The sequence below is a fragment of the Tardiphaga sp. vice154 genome (assembly GCF_007018645.1).
Classification (GTDB): domain Bacteria; phylum Pseudomonadota; class Alphaproteobacteria; order Rhizobiales; family Xanthobacteraceae; genus Tardiphaga.
Map to the genome: position 1 here is coordinate 2,110,957 of NZ_CP041399.1, position 20,806 is coordinate 2,131,762.

The window sequence follows — 20,806 nt, forward strand, 5'->3', positions numbered from 1 at the left end:
GATCGACCATGAAGACCTTTCTGTTGGCGCATGCGGCTTTGCTGGCCCTTCCCATCTATGCCGTCGGCATCTGGCTCGGATGGCCGTTGGCCGGTGCCGTTGCGGGCCTCGCCTATGCGATGGCGTGGAGCGCGCTTTGGCACCGGGGCAAGCTACCGCCGGTGTTCGAAATCGCGGCGATTATCGGGCTCGCGGTGGTGGCGCTGGGGCAGGCGCTCGGTCTGTCCACACTGATGGGGAATTCGACCTCTCTGCTGCTGTTGGCGCTCGGCATCGGCGCGACCGCCAGCGTGGTGATCGGGCGGCCCTGGACCGCCGAATTTTCCGCTGGTGAATATGAGGGCGCGGCGGCCACGCCGCTGTTCAAGTCCGTCAACATGACGATCTCGGCGATGTGGGCCGTGCTGTTCGGCTGGATGGCGCTGGCCAATTTTGTCGGCATGCCGGCGCTGGCGCACTGGCTGCCGGTGGCGGCGGGCGGCGTGGCGTCGGTCCTGTTGCCAAAGATACTGGTGCGGCGCGCCTTGACGGCGATGGCCAAAGGCGACCAACGCAACAACTGGCCGGCGCCGGATTTTGCCGGCGCGACGCTTGCTGCGGCGGAGGACGACGAGACTTGCGACGTGGCCATCATCGGCGCCGGCATCGGCGGCCTGACCGCCGCCGCGCTGTTGGCTGATTCCGGGCTGAAGGTTATCGTCTGCGAGCAGCATGTCGTGCCCGGCGGCTTCGCGCATAACTGGCTGCGCGTTGCTAGGGAACGCGATGCGGCCAGCCACGACAAACTGGTGTTCCGGTTCGACTCCGGTGTGCACGACGTCTCCGGCTGGCAGCCGGGCGGCCCGGTGCGCTCCGTGTTCGAGCGTCTCGGCATCGCCAATGATGTTGCCTGGAAGCGTCTCGATCATCGCTACGTGCTGGACGGCAAGACCATCGACGTGCCGCGCGACTGGCGCCTCTATGCGAAGATGATCGGCGAGCAATATCCGGCAGAGGCGTCCGGCATTGCCGCGCTGTTCGAGGATATTTTCACCGTGTTCACGTCGATGTATTCGACGGGCGCCGCGCGCGGCGGCATTCCCGGCATGCCAGCCGATCCCGACGCATTGCTCGGCTTTGCCAGGGCCCATCCGCTGGCAGTGGCGTGGATGAGACGCCCGTGGCACGACTTCGTCGCGCGCCATGTCACGGACGCCGGAGCCAGGGAATGGATCTCGGCGCTCGGCGGCTACATCACCGACGACACCGCCACGGCGACGGTCGCCGACATGGTCCCGATTTTCGGCTATTACTTCAACGGCGGCTACTATCCGGAAGGCGGCTCCGGAGCGATGGCCGAAAGCCTCGCGCGCGCGATCGAGCAACGCGGCGGCCGGGTTCATCTGCGCACGCCCGTCGTCAGGATCACCACAGCCGATGGGGCGGCGACCGGCCTGCTGGTGCAGGATTTCCGCGGCAGGTCGCGGCGCATCGCCGCGAAAGCGGTGGTGTGCAACGCCGATGCCCGCGAGGCCGTCACCCGGCTGCTGGACGACCAGTCAATCGCGCGGACACTCGAATCGCAGGTCGGTCCCTTGCTGCCGGCATGCTCCGCCATCGGCATCTCCCTCGGCCTGCGCGGGTCGCTGCACCTGCCGGCGGTGGTGCATGTGGTGACGCCGGACGGCATGGCGGGCATGGTCGTGCCGTCCGCCGTCGATCCCTACTGCGCGCCGCCCGGACATTCGGTCGTAGAAATCATCGAACTGATCAGCCATGACGAGGCGCGCTCGTGGTTTCCGCCCGATGGCACCGCCGCGGACCAGCTCGACTCGTTCCGCCAGTCGCCGGACTATCTCGCCCGCAAGACGTTGATGGGCGATCGCCTGATCGCCCGCGTGCGCGCGGTGATCCCCGATATCGATGCGCGCATCGTCTATCGTTCGGAATCCAGCCCTGCCACCTATCACCGCTATGCCTGGACCAATGCTGGTGCGATCTACGGCGTGACCGGGAAGACGGGGCGGCTGCCGGTGAAGATGCCGCTGCGAAATCTCGTGGTGGCAGGTGCGGCGACGCATGGACCGGGCATCGAGGCCGTGGTGATTTCGGGAGCCTGCGCCGCCGAGGCCTTGTGCAAAGGCCTGCTCGCGGCGCAGCCGGCCAAGCCGGCGATCGAGGCACCAAGCGTGGCCGCCGCCTAGATCAGCCGGCAACGGGTCGCCGGAAGCCGGGCGGCCCGCGGATTGCATCGGATCTTGCACCGCCGCAGAAATCTTGCGACCAACAGCGGCCGGCAACTTCGTGGGAGTTTGCGATGTCATCCATGATCCTGCCACTCGATCCCGAGACGCTGCCGAACCGCGGCGAGGATATCGTCTCGCAGGAGGCCGATGCGCGGCTGCGCGACGACATCCGGCTGCTCGGCCGCATTCTCGGCGACACGGTGCGCGACCAGGAGGGCGAGGCGGTGTTCGACCTCGTCGAACGCATCCGCCAGACCTCGATCCGCTTCCACCGCGACGAGGACCGGCTGGCGCGGCGCGAACTGGAAACCATCCTCGACGGCATGTCGACGCCGGAAACGGTTCGTATCGTCCGTGCCTACAGCTATTTCTCGCACCTTGCCAATATCGCCGAGGACCAGAACAACATCCGCCGCATGCGCGCGCAGCGCTCCGGCGATGCGCCGCTGGCCGCAGCGTCGCTGGCCGGCGCCCTGGCACGTGCGCGCGACGCCGGGATCGATGCGAAGCAGCTCCGCGAGTTCTTCGGACGCGCGCTGGTCAGCCCGGTCCTGACGGCGCATCCCACCGAGGTCCGCCGCAAGAGCACCATCGACCGTGAAATGCAGGTCGCCGCTCTGCTCGACCGCCGCGAGCGGATGCAGCTCACCACTGAGGAGATCGAGGCGCTCGAAGAGCAATTGCGCCGCGAGGTGCTGACGCTGTGGCAGACCAACCTGCTGCGCCGGACCAAGCTCACCGTGCTCGACGAAGTCACCAACGGTCTGTCGTTCTACGACTACACCTTCCTGCGCGAGGTGCCGCGGCTGCATGGCGTGCTGGAAGACCGGCTGCAGGCCGAGGACGGCGACGCTGCCGAGATCGGCTCGTTCCTGAAGATGGGCTCGTGGATCGGCGGCGACCGCGACGGCAACCCCTTCGTCACCGCCGAAGTGATGCGCGGCACGCTGGCGCTGCAGTCGTCGCGGGCGGTACAGTTCTATCTCGCCGAGCTGCATGAGCTCGGTTCCGAACTGTCGATCGCCGCCCACCTCGCCCAGGTCTCGCCGGACGTCCGCGCGCTGGCGGAGCGTTCGCCGGATACGTCGCCGCACCGCGCCGGCGAACCGTACCGGCTGGCGGTGTCCGGCATCTATGCGCGGCTGGCGGCAACTGCGCTGGAGCTTGGCGTTGAGAGCAACCGACCGCCGGTCGGCGACGCCGCGCCTTACGTCAGCGCACAGGAATTCAAGGCCGATCTCGACATCCTTGCGCAGTCGCTGCTCGCCAACAAATCCGGTGTCATCGCGCACGGCCGGCTGCGCCAGCTGCGCCGCGCCGTCGACTGCTTCGGCTTCCATCTCGCCAGCCTCGACATCCGGCAGAATTCTGCGGTGCACGAGCGCACCATCGCCGAGCTGCTGGATACCGCGATCCCCGGCACCTCCTATCTGGCGCTCGGCGAGGACGCCCGCATCGCGCTGCTGCTTGGCGAGCTGCGCAGCATGCGGCCGCTGACCTCGCTGTTCGTGAAGTACAGCGACGAGACGGTGGGCGAGTTGGCGCTGTTCCGTGAAGCCGCGGAGGTGCACCACCGGTACGGCGCCGCGGCGATCCCCCAGTGCATCATCTCGATGTGCAAGGGCGTCTCCGACATGCTGGAAGTCGCGGTGCTGCTGAAGGAGGTCGGCCTGGTCGATTCCTCGGGCCGCAGCGCCATCAACATCGTGCCGCTGTTCGAGACCATCGAGGATCTGCAGGCCTCCGCCGCGATCATGGACCGGTTGTTCTCGCTGCATGAATACCGCAGGCTGGTCGACAGCCGCGGCAGCACACAGGAAGTAATGCTGGGCTACTCTGACAGCAACAAGGACGGCGGCTTCGTCACCTCGGGCTGGGAATTATACAAGGCCGAGATCGGCCTCGTGCAGGTGTTCGAGCGCCACCACGTGCGGCTGCGGCTGTTCCACGGCCGCGGCGGCTCGGTCGGCCGCGGCGGCGGGCCGAGCTATGACGCGATCCTGGCGCAGCCGGGCGGCGCGGTCGACGGCCAGATCCGCATCACCGAGCAGGGCGAGATCATCTTCAGCAAATATTCCAACGTCGAGGTTGGCCGCAACAATCTCGAAGTGCTGGCGGCAGCGACGCTGGAAGCGAGCCTGCTGGCGCCGAAGCACAGCGCGCCATCGGACGCCTATCTCGAGGCGATGGAGCAGATCTCGGCGCTGGCGTTCTCCGCCTATCGCAACCTCGTCTACGAGACCGACGGCTTCGTCGACTACTTCTGGGAATCCACCGTCATCACCGAGATCGCGACGCTGAACATCGGCAGCCGTCCGGCGTCGCGCAAGAAGACCCGCGCGATCGAGGATCTGCGCGCGATTCCCTGGGTGTTTAGCTGGGCGCAATGCCGGCTGATGCTGCCGGGCTGGTACGGCTTCGGCAGCGCGGTGGAGGCCTGGCTCAAGCAGCATCCTGACAAGGGCATGGCGTTCCTGCAGGAGATGCACCGCGAATGGCCATTCTTCCGCACGCTGTTGTCGAACATGGACATGGTGCTGGCGAAGAGCTCGATCGCGATCGCCTCGCGCTACGCCGAACTGGTCGCGGATGTGAGCTTGCGTGAAACGATCTTCGGTCGCATCCGCCGCGAGTGGCATCTGTCGATCGAGACGCTGCTCGACATCATGGAGCAGGACCGCCTGCTGCAGAGCAACCCGCTGCTGGAACGCTCGATCCGCAACCGCTTCCCCTATCTCGACCCGCTCAACCACGTCCAGGTCGAACTGCTCAAGGCGCATCGCAACGAAGCGGAAGATCCGCAGGTGCTGCGCGGGATCCAATTGACGATCAACGGGATCTCGGCGGGGTTAAGGAACAGCGGGTAGGCGACGCAGCCAGTGGCCTCCCTCCCCGCTGTTCAGCCCGGAGACATAGCTGACGCCTGTTCGGATACATCACTGACACTTTTGCTGTCGGTCAAGTCGATTTCGCCGACTTGCCGGCTTCCGAAGAACACGCCGTAGTGGCCGTCGCGGTCCTTGGGGCGGATCGCCAAGCGCTCGCCGCGGAAGGCTTTTGGCATGCGCCAGCCCCAGCTCAGCAGCGCCTCCGGCGAGATGCAATGCAGTAGGATCCAGAACACACCGGACGACAGGAACAGCCCGACCGGCGCGCCGAGTTGCGGAAACATCGCGTACCAGTTGTGCTTGCCAGGAGGCGCATTCTCGGTCGCCAATAGCACCGCGCCGCCCCATTCGCCGCCGAGGCCAAAGCCCTGGCCGAACCGGCACAGCGCCAGCAGCAAGGGGGCCACCACGCCGATCTGGTGATAGGTCGGCAGCAGGCCGATGATCACGGTGGAGATGCCCATCGTCAGCAGCGCCGCAACCAGCGTCGTCTTGCGGCCGAGGCAGGCCCGGAATCCCGAGATGTTTTGAACATGTCGAGGTTCCGGGTTCGCTCGAGCTTTCGCTCTCGCGCCCCGGAACGACAGTGTGGGGTGTTGTTACACCGGATCCCAGCTGAAAATATCGGCCGAGCGGTCCAGCTTGTAGAACGACGACTTCAGCGCCGGCATGCCGTGTTCGGCGAGGGTCTGCGGGGTCCAGCCGCCGTCGCGGTGGATCGAGCGCAAGGGACGCGACTGGCCCATCAGGAAGATCTCGTTCATGCGCGCGGCAAAAATCTGGCCGGACACTTCCTTCGCCGCATCCGACAGCAGGAACGCCACCAAGGGCGCGATCTTCTCCGGGCCCATGCGCTGCATGCGCTCGACGCGCGCCTTCTCTTCCTCGGTCTCGGTCGGGATCGAGCCGATCATGCGGCTCCAGGCGAATGGCGAGACGCAGTTCGAGTTGACGCCGAAACGCTGCATGTCGAGCGCGATCGACTTTGACAGGCCGACGATGCCGAGCTTGGCGGCGGAATAGTTGGCCTGGCCGAAATTGCCGATCAGGCCGGAGGTCGAGGTGAAGTGCACGAACGAGCCGGAGTTCTGCTCGCGGAAATAACGCGCGGCGGCGTGCGAGGTATAGAACGAGCCCATCAGATGGACTTTGATGACCATCTCGAAGGCGTCGATCGACATCTTGTGGAAGATCGCGTCGCGCAGGATGCCGGCATTGTTCACCACGCCGTCGATGCGGCCCCAGGTATCGACCGCCTGCTGGATTATCTTGCTGGCCGGGATCGCCTCGGCGACGGATTCGAAATTGGCGACCGCAGTGCCGCCGGCCTTGCGGATTTCCTCGACGACCTGCTCGGCCGGCGCGCCGCCTTCGCCGCCCGACCCGTCGGTGCCGACGCCGGGATCGTTGACGACGACTTTCGCGCCCTCGGCGGCGCACAGCAGCGCGATGCCCCGCCCGATGCCGCGCCCGGCGCCGGTGACGACGATGACTTTATCCTGCAGTGATTTGGTGGTGTCGGCCATCTGGTTTTCCTTGGTGGTGGGTTGTTCTTGATCGTCGTCCCGGGGCGCGAGAGCGCAGCTCGAGCGAACCCGGGACCCCGACATGGGACGATGAACATTTCGAGGTCCCCCGCCACTCCAATTGGAGTGGCTGAGGTTCGCGATCGCCTCGCGGCGTTTGCGCCCCGGGACGACAGTGTCACTTCTCGTTCGTGAAGATCACCGTGCCCGACGCCGCGAACATGCCGCCGACGCCGTGGCACACCGAGATTTTCGCACCCGGCACCTGGGCCGGCGCGATGCCGCGCATCTGCCGCACGCTTTCCTGCAGCGCATACATGCCGTACATGCCGGAATGCATGTAGCTGAGCCCGCCGCCATTGGTGTTCATCGGCAACTTGCCACCCGGCCTTGTGTTGCCTGCGGCGATGAATGCCCCGGTCTCCTCATGCGGCATGAAGCCGAGGTCGCCGAGGCCGTACAAAGGCAGATGCGCGAAGGCGTCGTAGATCATCAAATGATCGACGTCGCCGTGCTTGATGCCGGCCTCGCGAAACGCGGTCGGCCCGGCCACCGTGAAAGCGCGCGACGAATCGAACGTCTTCATCTGGCTGACCATCGGAGTCTCCACGCTCTCGCCGGTACCGAGGATGTAGACGGGCTTATGCGGAAAGTCTTTGGCGCGCTCCGCCGACGTCATGATCAGCGCGCCGCCGCCGTCGGTGACCAGGCAGCATTGCAGGATGCGGAACGGGTAGGCGATCATCTTGGAGTTCAGCACGTCCTCGACCGTGATCGGCGCCTTCATCATGGCGCGCGGATTTTTCGCCGCCCATTCGCGCTGGAACACGGCGACCGAGGCGATCTGCTCATGCGTGATGCCGTGGGTCTTCATGTAGCGCAGCACCGGAATCGGAAACATGCTGGGCGGCCCGTACACGCCAAAGGGCGCCTCGAACTGGCCCTGCAACGAGTCGGCGGGAATCGAGCGCGGCGCCTTTCCAATCATCGACTTGCCGCTTTCCGCGTGCGTTATCAGCACGGTGTTGCAGAGACCGGCTTCGATGGCTGCGGCCGCGTGGCGGACATGCAGCATGAACGAGCAGCCGCCGACCGACGTGCCGTCGACCCAGGTGGGCGTGATGCCGAGATAATGTGCGATCTGCTGCGGCGTCTCGACCGCGGTAGCGATGCCGTCGATGTCCGACAGCTTCAGGCCGGCGTCCTTGATGGCGTTCAGTGCGGCGTCAGCGTGCAACTGCAGCTGCGACATGTTGGGGATGACGCCGAGCTCGGTGGTTTCGGCGGCGCCGACGACGGCGACTGCGTTCCTGCGCATGATGCTAGTCCTTGCCCGGGCGGAATTGCGCGAGCGTGATGGCGTCGTCGAGCTTCTCGAACGCGACTTCGAGCTTCATGTCGAGCACCAGCGCCTCGGGCGTCTGCGGGCAATCGAGGATGTTGCTCATCAGCCGCGGGCCTTCTTCCAGCTCGACGACGGCGATCGCGTAAGGCGGCGTGAAGCCCGGTGCGGCCGGCCGGTGATTGATGACGTAGGAATACAGCTTGCCGCGGCCGGATGCCTTGAACGTGCTGACCTTGCGCGAGGCGCAGGCAGGGCAGAACGGGCGCGGTGGAAAATAGACGTTGTCGCAGGCATCGCAGCGCTGCAGGCGGAGTTCGCCGGCTTTCGTGCCATCCCAGAAATGCTGGGTCTCCGGGGTCGGTTTCGGGCGCGCGCGTGCAGCCTCGGTCATCTCGGTGTTTCCTGTGTCCCTCACGCGGGTCGTGCGCCCGCCTCGTGATCTCCCGACATGCCACGTTCCGGCACGAGCGGTCCAGCGCCGCCGCTGCATGGCCGTATCCGCGCAATGGGCAACGGCCGGCGCGCGGCTTGTGCTGCCGCAACCTGACGGGGTAGCGTGCCGGCAAATTCAACGGAGTGAACATGGCGGGACTGATTTGCGCCACATAAGGATCGGCTCCGGCGCCGGCTATTCCGGCGATCGCATCGAGCCTGCGGTCGAACTCGCCGACAAGGGCGACATCGATTATCTGGTGTTCGAATGCCTGGGCGAGCGTACCGTGGCACTGGCGCAGCAGGCGCGGATGAAGGATCCCGACGGCGGATACGATCCGCTGCTGGAGGACCGTTTTCGCGCGGTGCTGCCGATCTGTGCGGCCAGGGGCATCAAGCTCGTCACCAATATGGGCGCGGCGAACCCGCTCGCCGCCGCGCAGAAAACCGCGCAGATCGCGCGCTCGCTCGGGCTGGCGCTGAAGGTCGCAGCCGTGATCGGCGACGACGTGTTCGAGGCCTGCCAGCACAGCGAGCTGCCGTTCATGGAAATCGACGGCACCCTGCAGCAACTCGGCAACCGCGTGCTGTCGGCCAATGCCTATCTCGGGGCGGCGCCGATGGCGCAGGCGCTGCGCGAGGGGGCCGACGTCGTCATCACCGGCCGCGCGTCGGATCCGGCGCTGTTTCTGGCGCCGATGATCCACGCCTTCGACTGGGCGATGGACGACTGGAATCTGCTCGGGCAGGGCACCGTCGCCGGCCATCTCCTGGAATGCGCCGGCCAGATCACCGGCGGCTATTTCGCCGATCCTGGCGTGAAGGACGTCCCCGGCCTGGCGCGGCTGGGCTTTCCGATCGGCGAGGTCGGCGAGGATGGCTCGCTGGTCATCACCAAGGTCGAAGGCTCCGGTGGCCGGGTGACGGCGGCGACCTGCAAGGAGCAATTGCTCTACGAGGTGCATGATCCCCGCCGCTATATCCAGCCTGACGTCATCGCGGATTTCTCGCAGGTCGCGATCGAGGAGATCGGTCCGGACCGCGTGCGCGTCAGCGGTGGCCGCGGCACCGCGCGGCCGGAGACGCTGAAAGTCTCGGTCGGCTATCTCGACGGCTTTATCGGCGAGGGCCAGATTTCCTATGCCGGCCCGAATGCGGTCGCGCGCGGAAGGCTGGCGCTGCAGATCGTGCGCGAGCGCCTGCTGCTCACCGGCGTCGATACCAGCGAGACTCGCTTCGACCTGATCGGCATCGATTCGCTGCATGGCCCCGGCCTGTCGGCCGGCGGCGCCGAGCCCTACGAGGTCCGCCTCCGCGTCACCGGCCGCACCGAAACGTTGCGCGAGGCGGTTCGCATCGGCAACGAGGTCGAGACGCTGTATACCAACGGCCCGGCGGGCGGCGGCGGCGCCACCAAATCGGCGCGCGAAGTGGTCGCGGTGGCCTCGGTGCTGCTGCCGCGCGAACGGGCCACGTCGCGCGTGCAGTTCGTGGAGGCGACATCATGAAGCTGCGCGACATCGCCCACTCCCGCACCGGCGACAAGGGCAACATCTCCAATATTTCCGTAATTGCCTTTGATCCAAAGTTTTATCCGCTGATATGTTCGCAGGTAACGGCCGAACGCGTGAAAGCGCTGTTCGGTGGAATTGTCGCAGGCGAGGTGGTTCGCTACGAACTGCCGAACCTTGCGGCACTGAATTTCGTGATGGATCAGGCGCTTGGCGGCGGCGTAACGCGGTCGCTGGCGCTTGATGCGCATGGCAAATCGCTGAGCTCCGCGCTGCTCGATCTGGAAATCGAGGGCGGTTTCGGCGATACCGATGCAGCGCCGTGACCGACCGGGTCGGTCCGGCCTGAAACAGGATTTTGCGACATGACGAAGCCGACCCTCGCCAGCCTGGCCGCCGACCTCGACGCCGGCCGCACCACCTCCCGCCAACTGGTCGAGGCCTGCCTCACCGCCATCGCCGATCCCAAGGGCGAAGGCGAGCGCACCTTCCTCCATGTCGACCGCGACGCGGCGCTCGCCGCGGCCGACGCGATGGACGGTCTGCGCAAGGCAGGTGCTGCGCCGTCGGACTTCGCTGGCATTCCGATCTCGATCAAGGACCTGTTCGACATCAAGGGCCAAGTGACGCGCGCCGGCTCGCGCGCGCTGGAGGATTCGGCGCCGGCCGAGATCGACGCGCCCGCGGTGGCCCGGCTGCGCGCCGCCGGCTTCGTGGTGATCGGCCGCACCAACATGGTCGAATTCGCCTATTCCGGCATCGGCACCAATCCGCATTACGGCACGCCGAAGAGCGCCTGGCAGCGCGAGATCGGCCACGTCCCGGGCGGTTCGTCGTCGGGCGCGGCGGTCTCCGTCGTCGACGGCATGGCGCACGGCGCGCTCGGCACCGACACCGGCGGCTCATGCCGGATTCCCGCGGCGTTCAACGGCATCGTAGGCTTCAAGCCGACGCAGGCCCGCGTGCCGCTGGACGGCGCGGTGCCGCTGTCGTTCACGCTCGACAGCATCGGGCCGCTGGCGCGCAGCGTCGCCTGCTGCGCCGTGATGGATGCGGTGCTGGCCGGCGAGCCGATCCGGCCGCTGTCGAAGCGTTCGATCAAGGGCATGCGGCTGGCGGTGCCGACCACCATCGCGATGGACGATCTGGAGCCGATCGTCGCCGAGACCTTTGCGAAGGCGTTGAAGAAGCTGGAGGAGCAGGGCGCATCGATCGAGCGCATCGAGGTGCCGGAATTCCTCGACATCGGCCCGATGAGCGTCAAGGGCGGCTTCACCGCGGCGGAGAGCTATGCCTGGCACCGCTATCTGATCGCTGCCAAGGGCGATGTCTATGATCCCCGCGTTTCGGTCCGCATCCTGCGCGGCGAAGCCATCACCGCCGCCGATTACATCGACCTGCTGCCGGCGCGGCGCTCGATGATCGCCCGCATCACGACGCGGCTGGCGCCCTATGACGCCATGGTGCTGCCGACCTGCGCGATTACGCCGCCCGTCATCGACGACATGATGGACGACAAGGTGTTTGCGAAAGCCAACATCATGAGCTTGCGCAATTGCACGCTGATCAACATGATCGACGGCTGCGCCATCTCGCTGCCGATCCACCGCGATGGCGAAGCCCCTGTCGGCCTGATGCTGGCAGGCCTGGGCGGCACCGACCGCCGCATCTTCGAACTCGCCGCCGGCATGGAAGACGCCATCAAGGGGTAATGCTTACGCGACGGCACTTCCTTCACCCTCCCCTGGAGGGGGAGGGTCGAGCGTGCCGTCAGGCGCGCTCGGGGTGGGGTGAAGGCGGTGCGATGGGGGAACGGCCGTGCGTCAGCCGCTGACGCTGTCACCCCACCCCGGTGCCCATCATGCTTCGCATGCTGGGCACCGACCCTCCCCCTCCAGGGGAGGGTGGAGATCCGCATCCCGCGGTGCCAATTTGATTCAAACGGAGATGATCGTTCATCTCGCACGCAAAGGACCATCTCCATGACCACGACCATCGCGTTCACGCTGGACGCAAGCGGCACGCAGACGCCGTTGAGCCTCACCATTTCGCAAGGCGTGATCGCCGGCTGGACTGGTCGCGATCCGGTCGCGCGCGACCACCACATCGCCGAACTCGCCGCCATCGGCATTGCGCCGCCGGCCTCGACGCCGATCTATTATCGCTGTTCGGCCAACCGCTTCACCACCGCGGGTGCGATCGAATGCACCGGCGAGGAGTCTTCCGGCGAAGTCGAATTCTGCCTCTTCGCCGCCGGCGGGAAGACCTATGTCGGCGTCGGCTCCGACCATACCGACCGCAAGGTCGAGACCTATAACATCACCGTCTCGAAGCAGATGTGCGACAAGCCGGTCGCGGCCACGGTGTGGGATCTCGCCGAACTCGAAGACCACTGGGATCAGATCATCCTGCGCTCTTACGCCACAATCAACGGCACCCGCGTCTTGTACCAGGAAGGCACGCTGAGTGGCATGCTGCCGGTCGCCGAACTGATCAAGAAGGGGTTTGGCGGCACGATCTTGCCCGACGGCACCGCGATGTTCGGCGGCACCTTTGCCGCCAAGGGCGGCATCCGGCCGGCGACGCGGTTCGACTACGAGATCGAGGACCCCGTGCTGAAGCGCAGGATCGCTTCGGGCTACGACATCGTGACGCTGCCGGTGGTGGGCTGAAGCAAAACACTGTCGTTCCGGGGCGCGAGCGCATCAGCGCGAGCGAACCCGGAATCTCGAACTGTTTTGAACATTTCGGGATTCCGGGCTCGCGCTCGGCTGACGCCGCCCGCGCCCCGGAATGACAGCATTGTCGTTTTCTAATACAATGCTGTCATGTCCGATCTGTTCGCTGCCCTCTCCAACCCGCGCCCCCGCGAAGACATCGCCGACGGCGCCGTGCTGCTGCACGGTTTCTTCCGCAACACCGAGGCCGCGCTGATCGCGGATCTGCGCGCGATCGTGCAGCAGGCGCCGTTCCGCCATATGGTGACGCCGGGCGGCCACACGATGTCGGTGGCGATGACCAATTGCGGCGCCAAAGGCTGGGTCACCGACCGAAGCGGCTATCGCTATGACGCCCATGATCCGGACAGCGGCAAGCCATGGCCGGCGATGCCGGCATCGTTCGCCGATCTCGCGATGCGCGCGGCAGAGCAGGGCGGCTTTCAGAACTTCGCGCCGCAGGCCTGCCTGATCAATCGCTACAGACCCGGCGCAAAAATGTCGCTGCACCAGGACAGAGACGAGCTCGATCTCGGAGCGCCGATCGTCTCGGTGTCGCTCGGCCTGCCGGCGACGTTCCTGTTTGGCGGCCTGCAGCGCGCCGACAGACCGCAGAAATTCCGCCTCGAGCACGGCGACATCGCGGTGTGGGGCGGCCCGGCGCGGCTGGCGTTTCACGGCATCGCGCCGCTCGCCGACGGCGACCATCCGGTGATGGGCCCCCAGCGCATCAACCTGACATTTCGCAAAGTGCAGTAACAGGCGGCAGGGCTTCTTACTTCCCTCTCCCCTTGTGGGAGAGGGTGGATCGAACCGCTCTAGCGAAGCTTCGCTTCGCACGGGCGGTTCGAGACGGGTGAGGGGGTGTGGCAGTCGCCGAGTGCGCCATTACCCCTCATCCGTCCGCGCTGGCGCGCGGCCACCTTCTCCCACCTAGCGAAGCTTTGCTTCGCGCGGGGGAGAAGGAAGAAGAAAGCACGGCTTCCCTTCCTGGCCGTTGCTACTTTATGCTCCGCCCCGGAGCAGCCTCATGACCGACCTCGCCGAAGCCGATGTAACTATCCAGACACGCACTCACGCGGGCGTCTATCTCGCGGTGCTGCAGCTCGTCTTCACGCTGCTGTGGACGGTCTACGTCATCTATCTGCCGAAGCTGGCGGCAGACGTGGGCATCGTACCGTCCGCCGTTATCTTCATCCTGATGCTCGACCAGCTGATCTTCACTGTCACCGACACCGCGATGGGCATTTTCGCCGATCGCATTTCGCGCGTCGTCGGCCGGCTCGGCCTGATCGTGGGATTGCTCACCGCGATCTCCTGCGCGGCCTTCGTCGCACTGCCCTTCGTGGCGGGGCAGGGGCCCTCGGCGCAGGCCGCGCTGATCGGCCTGATCGTGGTGTGGGCGATCACCTCGTCGACGCTGCGCGCGCCGCCGCTGACGCTGCTCGGCAAATATGCCGCAAAACCGTCGCGGCCGTTTCTGGCCGCCCTCGCCATGCTCGGCTACGGCATCGCCGGCGCGGTGTCGCCCTATCTCGGCGTCGTGCTGCGCGACAGCGATGCGCGGCTGCCGTTCATTCTCTCCAGCGCGGTGCTGCTGGCGGTGACCCTGATGCTGACGCGGGTCGAGCGCGGGCTGGTGTCGGCGCAGGCCGCCGCGCCTCGCGTGCTGCCGCCGGCCAAGGCGCTGCGCCGCGTGCCGATGCTGTTCATTGCCGCGATGCTGCTGCTGGCGCTCGGCTACCAATTGCATTTCAGCATCAACAGCGCGCCGTTCTTCCTGCGCTTCGCTAGGCCCGGCGATCTGCAATGGCTGCTGCCGGTGTTCTGGATCGGCTTCAACATCGCGCTGTTTCCGGCCAGCGTGGTGACGAAGCGGCGCGGCGGGCTGGTGGTGATGGGCGCGGCCGGCCTGCTCGGCGCCGCCGCCATGATCGGTGCGGAAGTCGCCGGCAGCCTCAACGTGCTGATCGTCACGCAATTTATCGCCGGCGCCGCCTGGGGCTGCATGCTGATGTCGGCGGTGGCCGCGGCCCTTGCCATCGGCGAGACCGGCGCCGAGGGCAAGGTGGTCGGCCTGGTCTTCTCCGCGCTGGCGCTGGCGACCTTTGCGCGGATGGCGGCGGTGGCCGGTGGCCTGCAGAAGCTGCCGGACTACGCGCCGCTGCTGCACTGGGCGCCGGTGGCGTGCTGGTCGGTCGCCGGCGCCGGGCTGCTGGTATTGGCCGCGTCGAGGTTGCAGTCGAAGCGCCTATAATTGTCGTTCCGGGGCGCGAACGCCGCGAGGCGATCGCGAACCCGGAACCCCGACATGTTCAAAGCAAATCGAGGTTCCGGGCTCGCTCGCGCAAGATGCGCTCGCGCCCCGGAATGACAGCCTAGCTTGGCATCGGCGGATGGATGAAGGCCCACGGGCTGACCTCGGAATCGCGGGGCACATCGATCGCGATCAGATAGGGCCCGCCATGCGCCAGCGCCTTTTCCAGCGCCGGGCGGAACGCCTCGGGTGAGTTGACGCGCGTCGCACCGACGCCGAAGGAATCCGCAAGTTTGACGAAATCCGGATTGACCAGATCGGAGCCGACGATGCGGCCGTCGAAACCCTGCAACTGGTCGCGTCGCACATTGCCATAGGCATTGTTGTCGAACACCAGAACCACCACGCCGATCTTGTACTGCACGGCGGTGGCGAGCTCCTGCACCGCGAACATGAAGCCGCCGTCGCCGGTGATCGCTACCACCGCGCGATCGGGATGCGCCACCTTGGCGCCGAGCGCGGTCGGGAAGCCGGAACCCAGCGTGCCCTGATAGCCGGAGGTGATAAAGGTGCGCGGCTGGTACACCGGAAAGCCGAACCACGAGGCGAAGCCGACCTGCGACAGCTCGTCGGTGACGATGGCATCCTCCGGGAGCACCTCGCGCAGGATCGTGAGATAGGACATCTGCGGCTGCACGACCTGGATGTCGTGCGCCGCCTTCGCCGAGGCGTCGCGGATCGCCTGGCGGCGGCCGGCGGACTTCGCGTAGCCGGCCTTGCGCACCGCGGCCAGCAGCTCACGCGTGCCGGCGCGGGCGTCGGCGAGGATCGGCGCGTCCACGGTGAGGCGCTGCATCTCCACGGGGTCGATGTCGATGCGGACCGATTTCAGATCGTTCGGGCGGAACGGCCAGCGAAACGTGGTCGGCAATTCCATCCGCGTGCCGATGCCGATCATCAGGTCGGTGGTCGGCCACAGATTATACGCCGCGGCCATGGTCAGGCCGAGCTCATGCGCGTTGCTGACGATGCCGCGGCCGGAGCGGAACGCGACCACGGGCGCGTCGATCAGCTCGGCCAGTTCGAGGATCTCGGCGGCCGCCTCGATCGCGCCGGGGCCGACGAAGATCATCGGGCGCTTGCTGCCGGCAATCAGCGAGGCGGCAAGCTTGATCGCCTCGCGATCCGGCTCCGGCGGCTCCGCCGGCGCCAGCCGGATCGGCGCATCGACCTCAGCGCGTTGGGTGAAGACGTCCCACGGCATTTCCAGCGCGGCGGGCCCGCGCCGGCCCGACATCATCTCGTGGAATGCCGCCGAGACTTTCAGCGGCGCTTCCGCGGGCGTGTCGATGCGGTCGGCCCATTTCACGAAGCTGCGCAACGTCGCGAGCTGGTCCGGCATTTCGTGCAGATGGCCACGGCCTTTCCCCAGATACGCTGATGGCACCTGGCCGGTCAGGCACAGCACCGGCTCGTTGCAGCCGAACGCAGTGAGCATCGCCGCACCCGCGTTCAGGATACCGGGGCCGGGCACCACGGCGAACACGCCGGGCTTACCCGTCGAGCGCGCATAGCCGAACGCCATGTAGCCGCAGGCCTGTTCGTGCCGCGCACCGATGACGCGCAGCTTTGCCTGCGCGAAGGCATCGAACATCCCGTAGATCTGCGCGCCCGGCAGGCCGAATACGGTATCCGTGCCGTGGGCGAGCAGCCCGTCCACAATGGCTTCGCCGCCGGTCTTCATGCCCATGGTCTATCCTTGCTTTATATAATTCTCAACAACGCTCGATCACCTCTCCCCGTTGGGGAGAGGTCGGCCGGGCGAAGCGCAGCGAAGCCTGGCCGGGTGAGGGGGCTGCGCGCCATCGATAATCCCGAGCCCTTACCCGCCCGGCTTCGCCGATCGACCTCTCCCCAACGGAGAGAGGTGAAGGACCGAGCTCAGGTTTCATCTACCACGCCGTTCGTCAGCGTGCCGATGCCGTCTGCGGCGACCTCGATGACATCGCCGGGCACGAGGTAACGCGGTGGATCGAACCGGGCGCCGGCGCCGGTCGGCGTCCCTGTGACGATGACGTCGCCGGGCACCAGCGTGGTGAAGGTCGAGATGTAGTGCAGCAGATAGCGGAAGTCGAACATCAGCCGCGACGTGCGATCATCCTGGCGCAATTCGCCGTTGACATGCGTGGTCAGGCGGATGTCGGCGAGTTGCGCTTCGTTCGTATAGGGCACGATCCACGGCCCGAGGCTGCCGGTGGAATCGAAATTCTTGCCCTGCGTGACGTTGAATTTGGCGTGCCGCACCCAGTCGCGGATGGTGCCTTCGTTGCACAAGGTCAGCGCGGCGATATGATCCAGCGCGTCGCGCTCGGCGATGTGGCGGCCGGGTTTGCCGATCACCAGCACCACCTCGCCCTCATAATCGAGTTGCGGTGACGCGCGCGGCCGCACCAAATTTTGCCTGTGGCCGACGAAGGAGCGCGCCGTACGCAGGAACAGGCTGGGATATTTCGGCGCGTCCTGGCCGTCTTTGTATTCGGCGTTGCGGTCGGGATAGTTGACGCCGACGCAGATGATCTTTTCAGGCTGAGGGATCGGCGGCCGGAAGGTGACGTCGTCGAGTGCAAAATCCGCTGGCTGGTTTTCCGCGGCATCGGCGAGGCGCTGCAGCGCGCCATGTTCGATCGCCTCGCGCAGCGTCGGATAGTCCTGGGCATAGCGCGTCGAGAGATCGACGATGCCGCTGTCGGTGACGGCGCCGTATTTTGTCGCGCCGTTGACGGCGAAGGTAGCGAGGCGAGGGGCCATGTCAGGTTCAATCCGCAATCGTCACATCCGCCGTGAACAGCGGCGGGCGCACGTCCTGGCCGGCGAACACCGAGCCCTGCTCGAACCACGAGCGCGGCGCGGGCGCCCCCCACAGCGTCTGGCGGCGCGGGTCCTTCAGCGACCAGCGCAACGGCTCGTGATCGAAATCCATCGTCTGGTAGTCGCTGGAATAGAGTTCGAGGCGGTGGCCGTCGGGGTCTCGGACATAGAGGAAGAAGGCGTTTGAAATGCCGTGGCGGCCGGGGCCGCGCTCCATGTTTTTCAGATAGCCCGATGACGCCATCACGTCGCAGAGGTGCAGAATGTTCATCGGGTTCGGCACCCAATAGGCGAAATGGTGCAGCCGCGGGCCAATGCCGTTGGTGATCGCGAAATCATGCACATTGCCCTTGCGGTGCATCCAGGCCGCGGCGATGCGGCCGTTCTCGCCGTCTTCCTCGGCATATTCGGTGAGCCGGAAGCCGAGCCGCGCGTAGAAATCGACGGTGGCCTGCAGCTCGGCCGCGAAGACGTTGAAATGGTCGAGCCGCTGCGGGTGGCAGCCCTTGTAGAGGTCGTAGCGCCGCAGCAGATGCGGGCGGCGCTCCATCTGCGCGACCAGTTCGATCCGGTAGCCGAACGGATCGGTCGCCTGCAGCGTGCGGCCCTGATGCGGGCGCTCGACGAAGGCATAGACCATGCCGTTGGCGGCAAAGAACGCAGCGGCCTTGTCGAGATCGGCGTCATTGCCGACGCGAAAGCCGATCCGCGCGCAGGCCGGCGTCGCCGCCTGGCGCAGCACCAGCGAGTGATGCTGATGCTCCTCGAAGCCGCGGAGGTACACCGTATCGTCATCGGCGTCCTCGACGTGCAGCCCGATGGTGATCTCATAAAACGCGCGGCTGGCGTCGAGGTCGCAGACGTCGAGCACGACATGGCTGGCGCGCAGGATGTTGAACGGCGGATCGAAGATATGCTGTGGAACGGGCATGGGGATTCCTAGGCTTTTGCTTTCAGCGCGTCATGAATCGTATTGCGCTTCCAGCTCATCGCGCTGTCGTTGATCTGGATGTCGAACGACAGCGCCAAAGGCTGTTTTGCGAAGGCCGGATCGAGATGATCCGACAGCGCCTTGAACACATGTGCGCCCGCTTGTTGTCGCGTCGCGAGGTCTCGGCCCTCGCCGATCCGCAGCACCATGTCGAGAAAGGCGTAGTCAGACCGGCCGTCGGCGATGGCAAAATTGGAGCAGCGGATGGCGCGGACGCGGATGCCGCCGAGCGGGAAGATGCCAGTCGCGACCGCCGCCTGCCGCACGACTTCGCAGACCGCCGCGATATCGAGCGTGTCGTCGAGGTTGGCGGAATATTGCAGGGTAAAATGCGGCATGGCGTCTCGTTGACCGAAACTGGTGATTGGCTTGGCGCGAGCTTCTACCAAATATCACGCGATGGGTATAGTACAGTCGTTCGCGCCGCACTGCAGCATGCGCGATTGCATCGGCTTTAGGCATGTGACGCCAGGGCAATTCGTGCTGCGGAATTAGGGCGGCGCGCGCCGCGTTCTCACACCACGACCTTGCCTCCGCCAAAAGAGAATTTGATTGCCTGGAGATCCGCGCCTATCAGTGGAGTCGGTAGACAGCGCAAAAACTTTTCGCTCAACTCGCCACATCAAGAAGGCTGGCGCTCACGACCGGCCTCTGAGGGAGGATATGATGAAGCTCACGAGACGTGGATTCACGGCGGGTCTCGCCGCAGGTATGACGGCACCCTACCTCATCGGCAGCGTGCGCGCGCAAGGTGCGACCATCAAGATCGGGATGTGCGCGCCGATCACCGGCCCCGCCGCCGAAGCCGGCAAATACGCCACCGGCGGCGCCAAACTCGCCGTGGAGGCGATCAACAAGGCCGGCGGCGTGCTCGGCAAGCAGCTCGAACTGATCGTCGAGGACGACCAGACCACCAATCCCGGCATCGTGCTGGCGTTCTCCAAGCTCGCCGCGCAGTCCGACATCGTCGGCTTCCTCGGCTCGATCCGCTCGACGCAGGTCCATGCGATGGCGCCCGACGTCATGAAGCTCGGCAAGCCGGTGATGTTCGGCGGCACCGATCCGAATCTCACCAAGCTCGGCAATCCCTGGCTGTTCCGCTTTCGCCCCAACGACACCTATTCCGGCCGCGTGATCGCCGATTACGGCGTCAAGACGCTCGGCAAGAAGAAGTGGGCCGTGCTGCATTCCACCGACGCCTTCGGCACCGCCGGCGGCAAGGCACTCACAGAGGCTCTCGGCAAGCTCGACGCGACGATCGCGATCGACCAGGGCTATGCCAACCAGAGCCAGGATTTCACGCCCGTCGTGCTGGCGATCAAGCAGTCCGGCGCGGATATTCTCGGCTCCTACTTCACCTTCGAGAACGACCTCGGCATTTTTGCTCGCCAGCTGCGCCAGCTCGGCGTCACCATTCCGTGGGTCGGCTCGCCCTCGATCGTCAACGTCACCGCGCTGAAGCTGGCGGGACCTGCGCTGTACGGGACCTATGGCGTCGCCGATTACGCCGAGGAATCCTCCGAGGCGTCGAAGGCGTTCGGCAAGGCCTATCGCGACGCCTACAAGGTGGCGCCCGACAACCAGAGCTCGTGGCCGTATGACGCGGTAACGGTGCTGGCTGCGGCGATCAACAAGGCCGGCTCGACCGATCCGCAGAAGATCCGCGAGGCGATCGTCGCCATCAAGAAATTCCCCGGCGCCGAAGGCGAGTACAATTTCGACGACAAGGGCGACGGGTTGCACGGCTACAACATCGTCCGGAACGAGAAGGGCAATATCGTCTTCGACAAGCACATCGAGTTTGCAGACTAACCTCACACTGTCGTCCCGGGGCGCGAGAGCGAAAGCTCGAGCGAACCTCAGCCACTCCAATTGGAGTGAATTGGAGTGGCGGGGGACCTCGACATGGGACGATGAACATTTCGAGGTTCCGGGTTCGCCCGCCAGACGGCTTCGCCGCTGTCGTCCGCCCCGGAATGACATGGTGGTGCCGCCGCTGACGCGCTCGCGCCCCGGAATGACCGCCTAACTGCCCTCCTACCGAGT

At 66.0% G+C, this 20,806-nt stretch carries 17 protein-coding genes; 9 read left to right on the forward strand and 8 right to left on the reverse strand.

All coding sequences use genetic code 11. The features are described 5' to 3' along the window. The first annotated feature begins 8 nt into the window (after window positions 1-8). Entirely contained in the window at window positions 9-2,183 is a 2,175-nt protein-coding gene (locus FIU28_RS09870; protein ID WP_143572768.1) for a phytoene desaturase family protein, read from the forward strand. A gap of 113 nt (window positions 2,184-2,296) precedes the next feature. Continuing rightward, window positions 2,297-5,092 carry a phosphoenolpyruvate carboxylase gene (gene ppc, locus FIU28_RS09875; RefSeq protein ID WP_143572769.1) on the forward strand — a complete coding sequence of 932 codons (2,796 nt, stop codon included), beginning with the start codon at window positions 2,297-2,299 and terminating at the stop codon, window positions 5,090-5,092. A 32-nt stretch (window positions 5,093-5,124) separates the two neighbouring features. Here the strand turns inward: ppc and FIU28_RS27190 are convergent, their stop codons facing one another. The 4 genes from FIU28_RS27190 to FIU28_RS09895 form a co-directional block, all read right to left on the reverse strand. Further along, window positions 5,125-5,700, reverse strand: a complete 576-nt coding sequence (locus FIU28_RS27190) for an MFS transporter (RefSeq protein ID WP_368039354.1) — start codon at window positions 5,698-5,700, stop codon at window positions 5,125-5,127. A gap of 12 nt (window positions 5,701-5,712) precedes the next feature. Next, complete coding sequence (locus tag FIU28_RS09885) at window positions 5,713-6,639, reverse strand: SDR family oxidoreductase (RefSeq protein WP_143572770.1); 927 nt, start codon at window positions 6,637-6,639, stop codon at window positions 5,713-5,715. Between the two features lie 178 nt (window positions 6,640-6,817). After that, entirely contained in the window at window positions 6,818-7,957 is a 1,140-nt protein-coding gene (locus tag FIU28_RS09890) for a thiolase C-terminal domain-containing protein (protein ID WP_143572771.1), read from the reverse strand. A 4-nt stretch (window positions 7,958-7,961) separates the two neighbouring features. Continuing rightward, the gene (locus FIU28_RS09895) at window positions 7,962-8,375 is read right to left on the reverse strand and encodes a Zn-ribbon domain-containing OB-fold protein (RefSeq protein ID WP_143572772.1); all 414 of its coding nucleotides are present in this window, start codon (window positions 8,373-8,375) and stop codon (window positions 7,962-7,964) included. A gap of 205 nt (window positions 8,376-8,580) precedes the next feature. On the opposite strand from FIU28_RS09895, the gene FIU28_RS09900 reads away from it, so the two are divergent. The 6 genes from FIU28_RS09900 (at window position 8,581) to FIU28_RS09925 (ending at window position 14,901) form a co-directional block, all read left to right on the forward strand. Then, window positions 8,581-9,924, forward strand: coding sequence for an acyclic terpene utilization AtuA family protein (locus tag FIU28_RS09900; RefSeq protein WP_143572773.1), 1,344 nt, complete (start codon window positions 8,581-8,583; stop codon window positions 9,922-9,924). Further along, window positions 9,921-10,253, forward strand: a complete 333-nt coding sequence (locus FIU28_RS09905; RefSeq protein ID WP_143572774.1) for an AtuA-related protein — start codon at window positions 9,921-9,923, stop codon at window positions 10,251-10,253. Before FIU28_RS09900 ends, FIU28_RS09905 begins: the two co-directional genes overlap by 4 nt. A 39-nt stretch (window positions 10,254-10,292) precedes the next feature. Further along, window positions 10,293-11,639, forward strand: coding sequence for an amidase (locus tag FIU28_RS09910; RefSeq protein WP_143572775.1), 1,347 nt, complete (start codon window positions 10,293-10,295; stop codon window positions 11,637-11,639). 270 nt (window positions 11,640-11,909) lie between these two features. After that, window positions 11,910-12,599, forward strand: coding sequence for a DUF2848 domain-containing protein (locus FIU28_RS09915; protein WP_143572776.1), 690 nt, complete (start codon window positions 11,910-11,912; stop codon window positions 12,597-12,599). Window positions 12,600-12,755: 156 nt separating this feature from the next. Beyond that, entirely contained in the window at window positions 12,756-13,403 is a 648-nt protein-coding gene (alkB, locus tag FIU28_RS09920) for a DNA oxidative demethylase AlkB (RefSeq protein WP_143572777.1), read from the forward strand. Window positions 13,404-13,674: 271 nt separating this feature from the next. After that, complete coding sequence (locus tag FIU28_RS09925; RefSeq protein WP_143572778.1) at window positions 13,675-14,901, forward strand: MFS transporter; 1,227 nt, start codon at window positions 13,675-13,677, stop codon at window positions 14,899-14,901. A gap of 121 nt (window positions 14,902-15,022) precedes the next feature. Here FIU28_RS09925 and FIU28_RS09930 read toward each other — a convergent pair whose 3' ends face one another. The 4 genes from FIU28_RS09930 to FIU28_RS09945 all read right to left on the reverse strand — a co-directional run bounded on the left by FIU28_RS09930 (window position 15,023) and on the right by FIU28_RS09945 (window position 19,098). Beyond that, the gene (locus FIU28_RS09930) at window positions 15,023-16,651 is read right to left on the reverse strand and encodes a thiamine pyrophosphate-dependent enzyme (RefSeq protein ID WP_143572779.1); all 1,629 of its coding nucleotides are present in this window, start codon (window positions 16,649-16,651) and stop codon (window positions 15,023-15,025) included. A 191-nt stretch (window positions 16,652-16,842) separates the two neighbouring features. Next, window positions 16,843-17,709 carry a fumarylacetoacetate hydrolase family protein gene (locus FIU28_RS09935; RefSeq protein ID WP_143572780.1) on the reverse strand — a complete coding sequence of 289 codons (867 nt, stop codon included), beginning with the start codon at window positions 17,707-17,709 and terminating at the stop codon, window positions 16,843-16,845. A gap of 7 nt (window positions 17,710-17,716) precedes the next feature. Beyond that, window positions 17,717-18,700, reverse strand: coding sequence for a 3,4-dihydroxyphenylacetate 2,3-dioxygenase (gene hpaD, locus FIU28_RS09940; RefSeq protein ID WP_143572781.1), 984 nt, complete (start codon window positions 18,698-18,700; stop codon window positions 17,717-17,719). An 8-nt stretch (window positions 18,701-18,708) separates the two neighbouring features. Then, window positions 18,709-19,098 (reverse strand): 5-carboxymethyl-2-hydroxymuconate Delta-isomerase, encoded by a 390-nt coding sequence (locus tag FIU28_RS09945; protein ID WP_143572782.1) that lies wholly within the window; start codon window positions 19,096-19,098, stop codon window positions 18,709-18,711. Between the two features lie 328 nt (window positions 19,099-19,426). On the opposite strand from FIU28_RS09945, the gene FIU28_RS09950 reads away from it, so the two are divergent. Beyond that, a complete protein-coding gene (locus tag FIU28_RS09950; protein WP_143572783.1) occupies window positions 19,427-20,572 on the forward strand; it encodes an ABC transporter substrate-binding protein in 1,146 nt (381 codons plus the stop codon). Window positions 20,573-20,806: the final 234 nt, after the last annotated feature.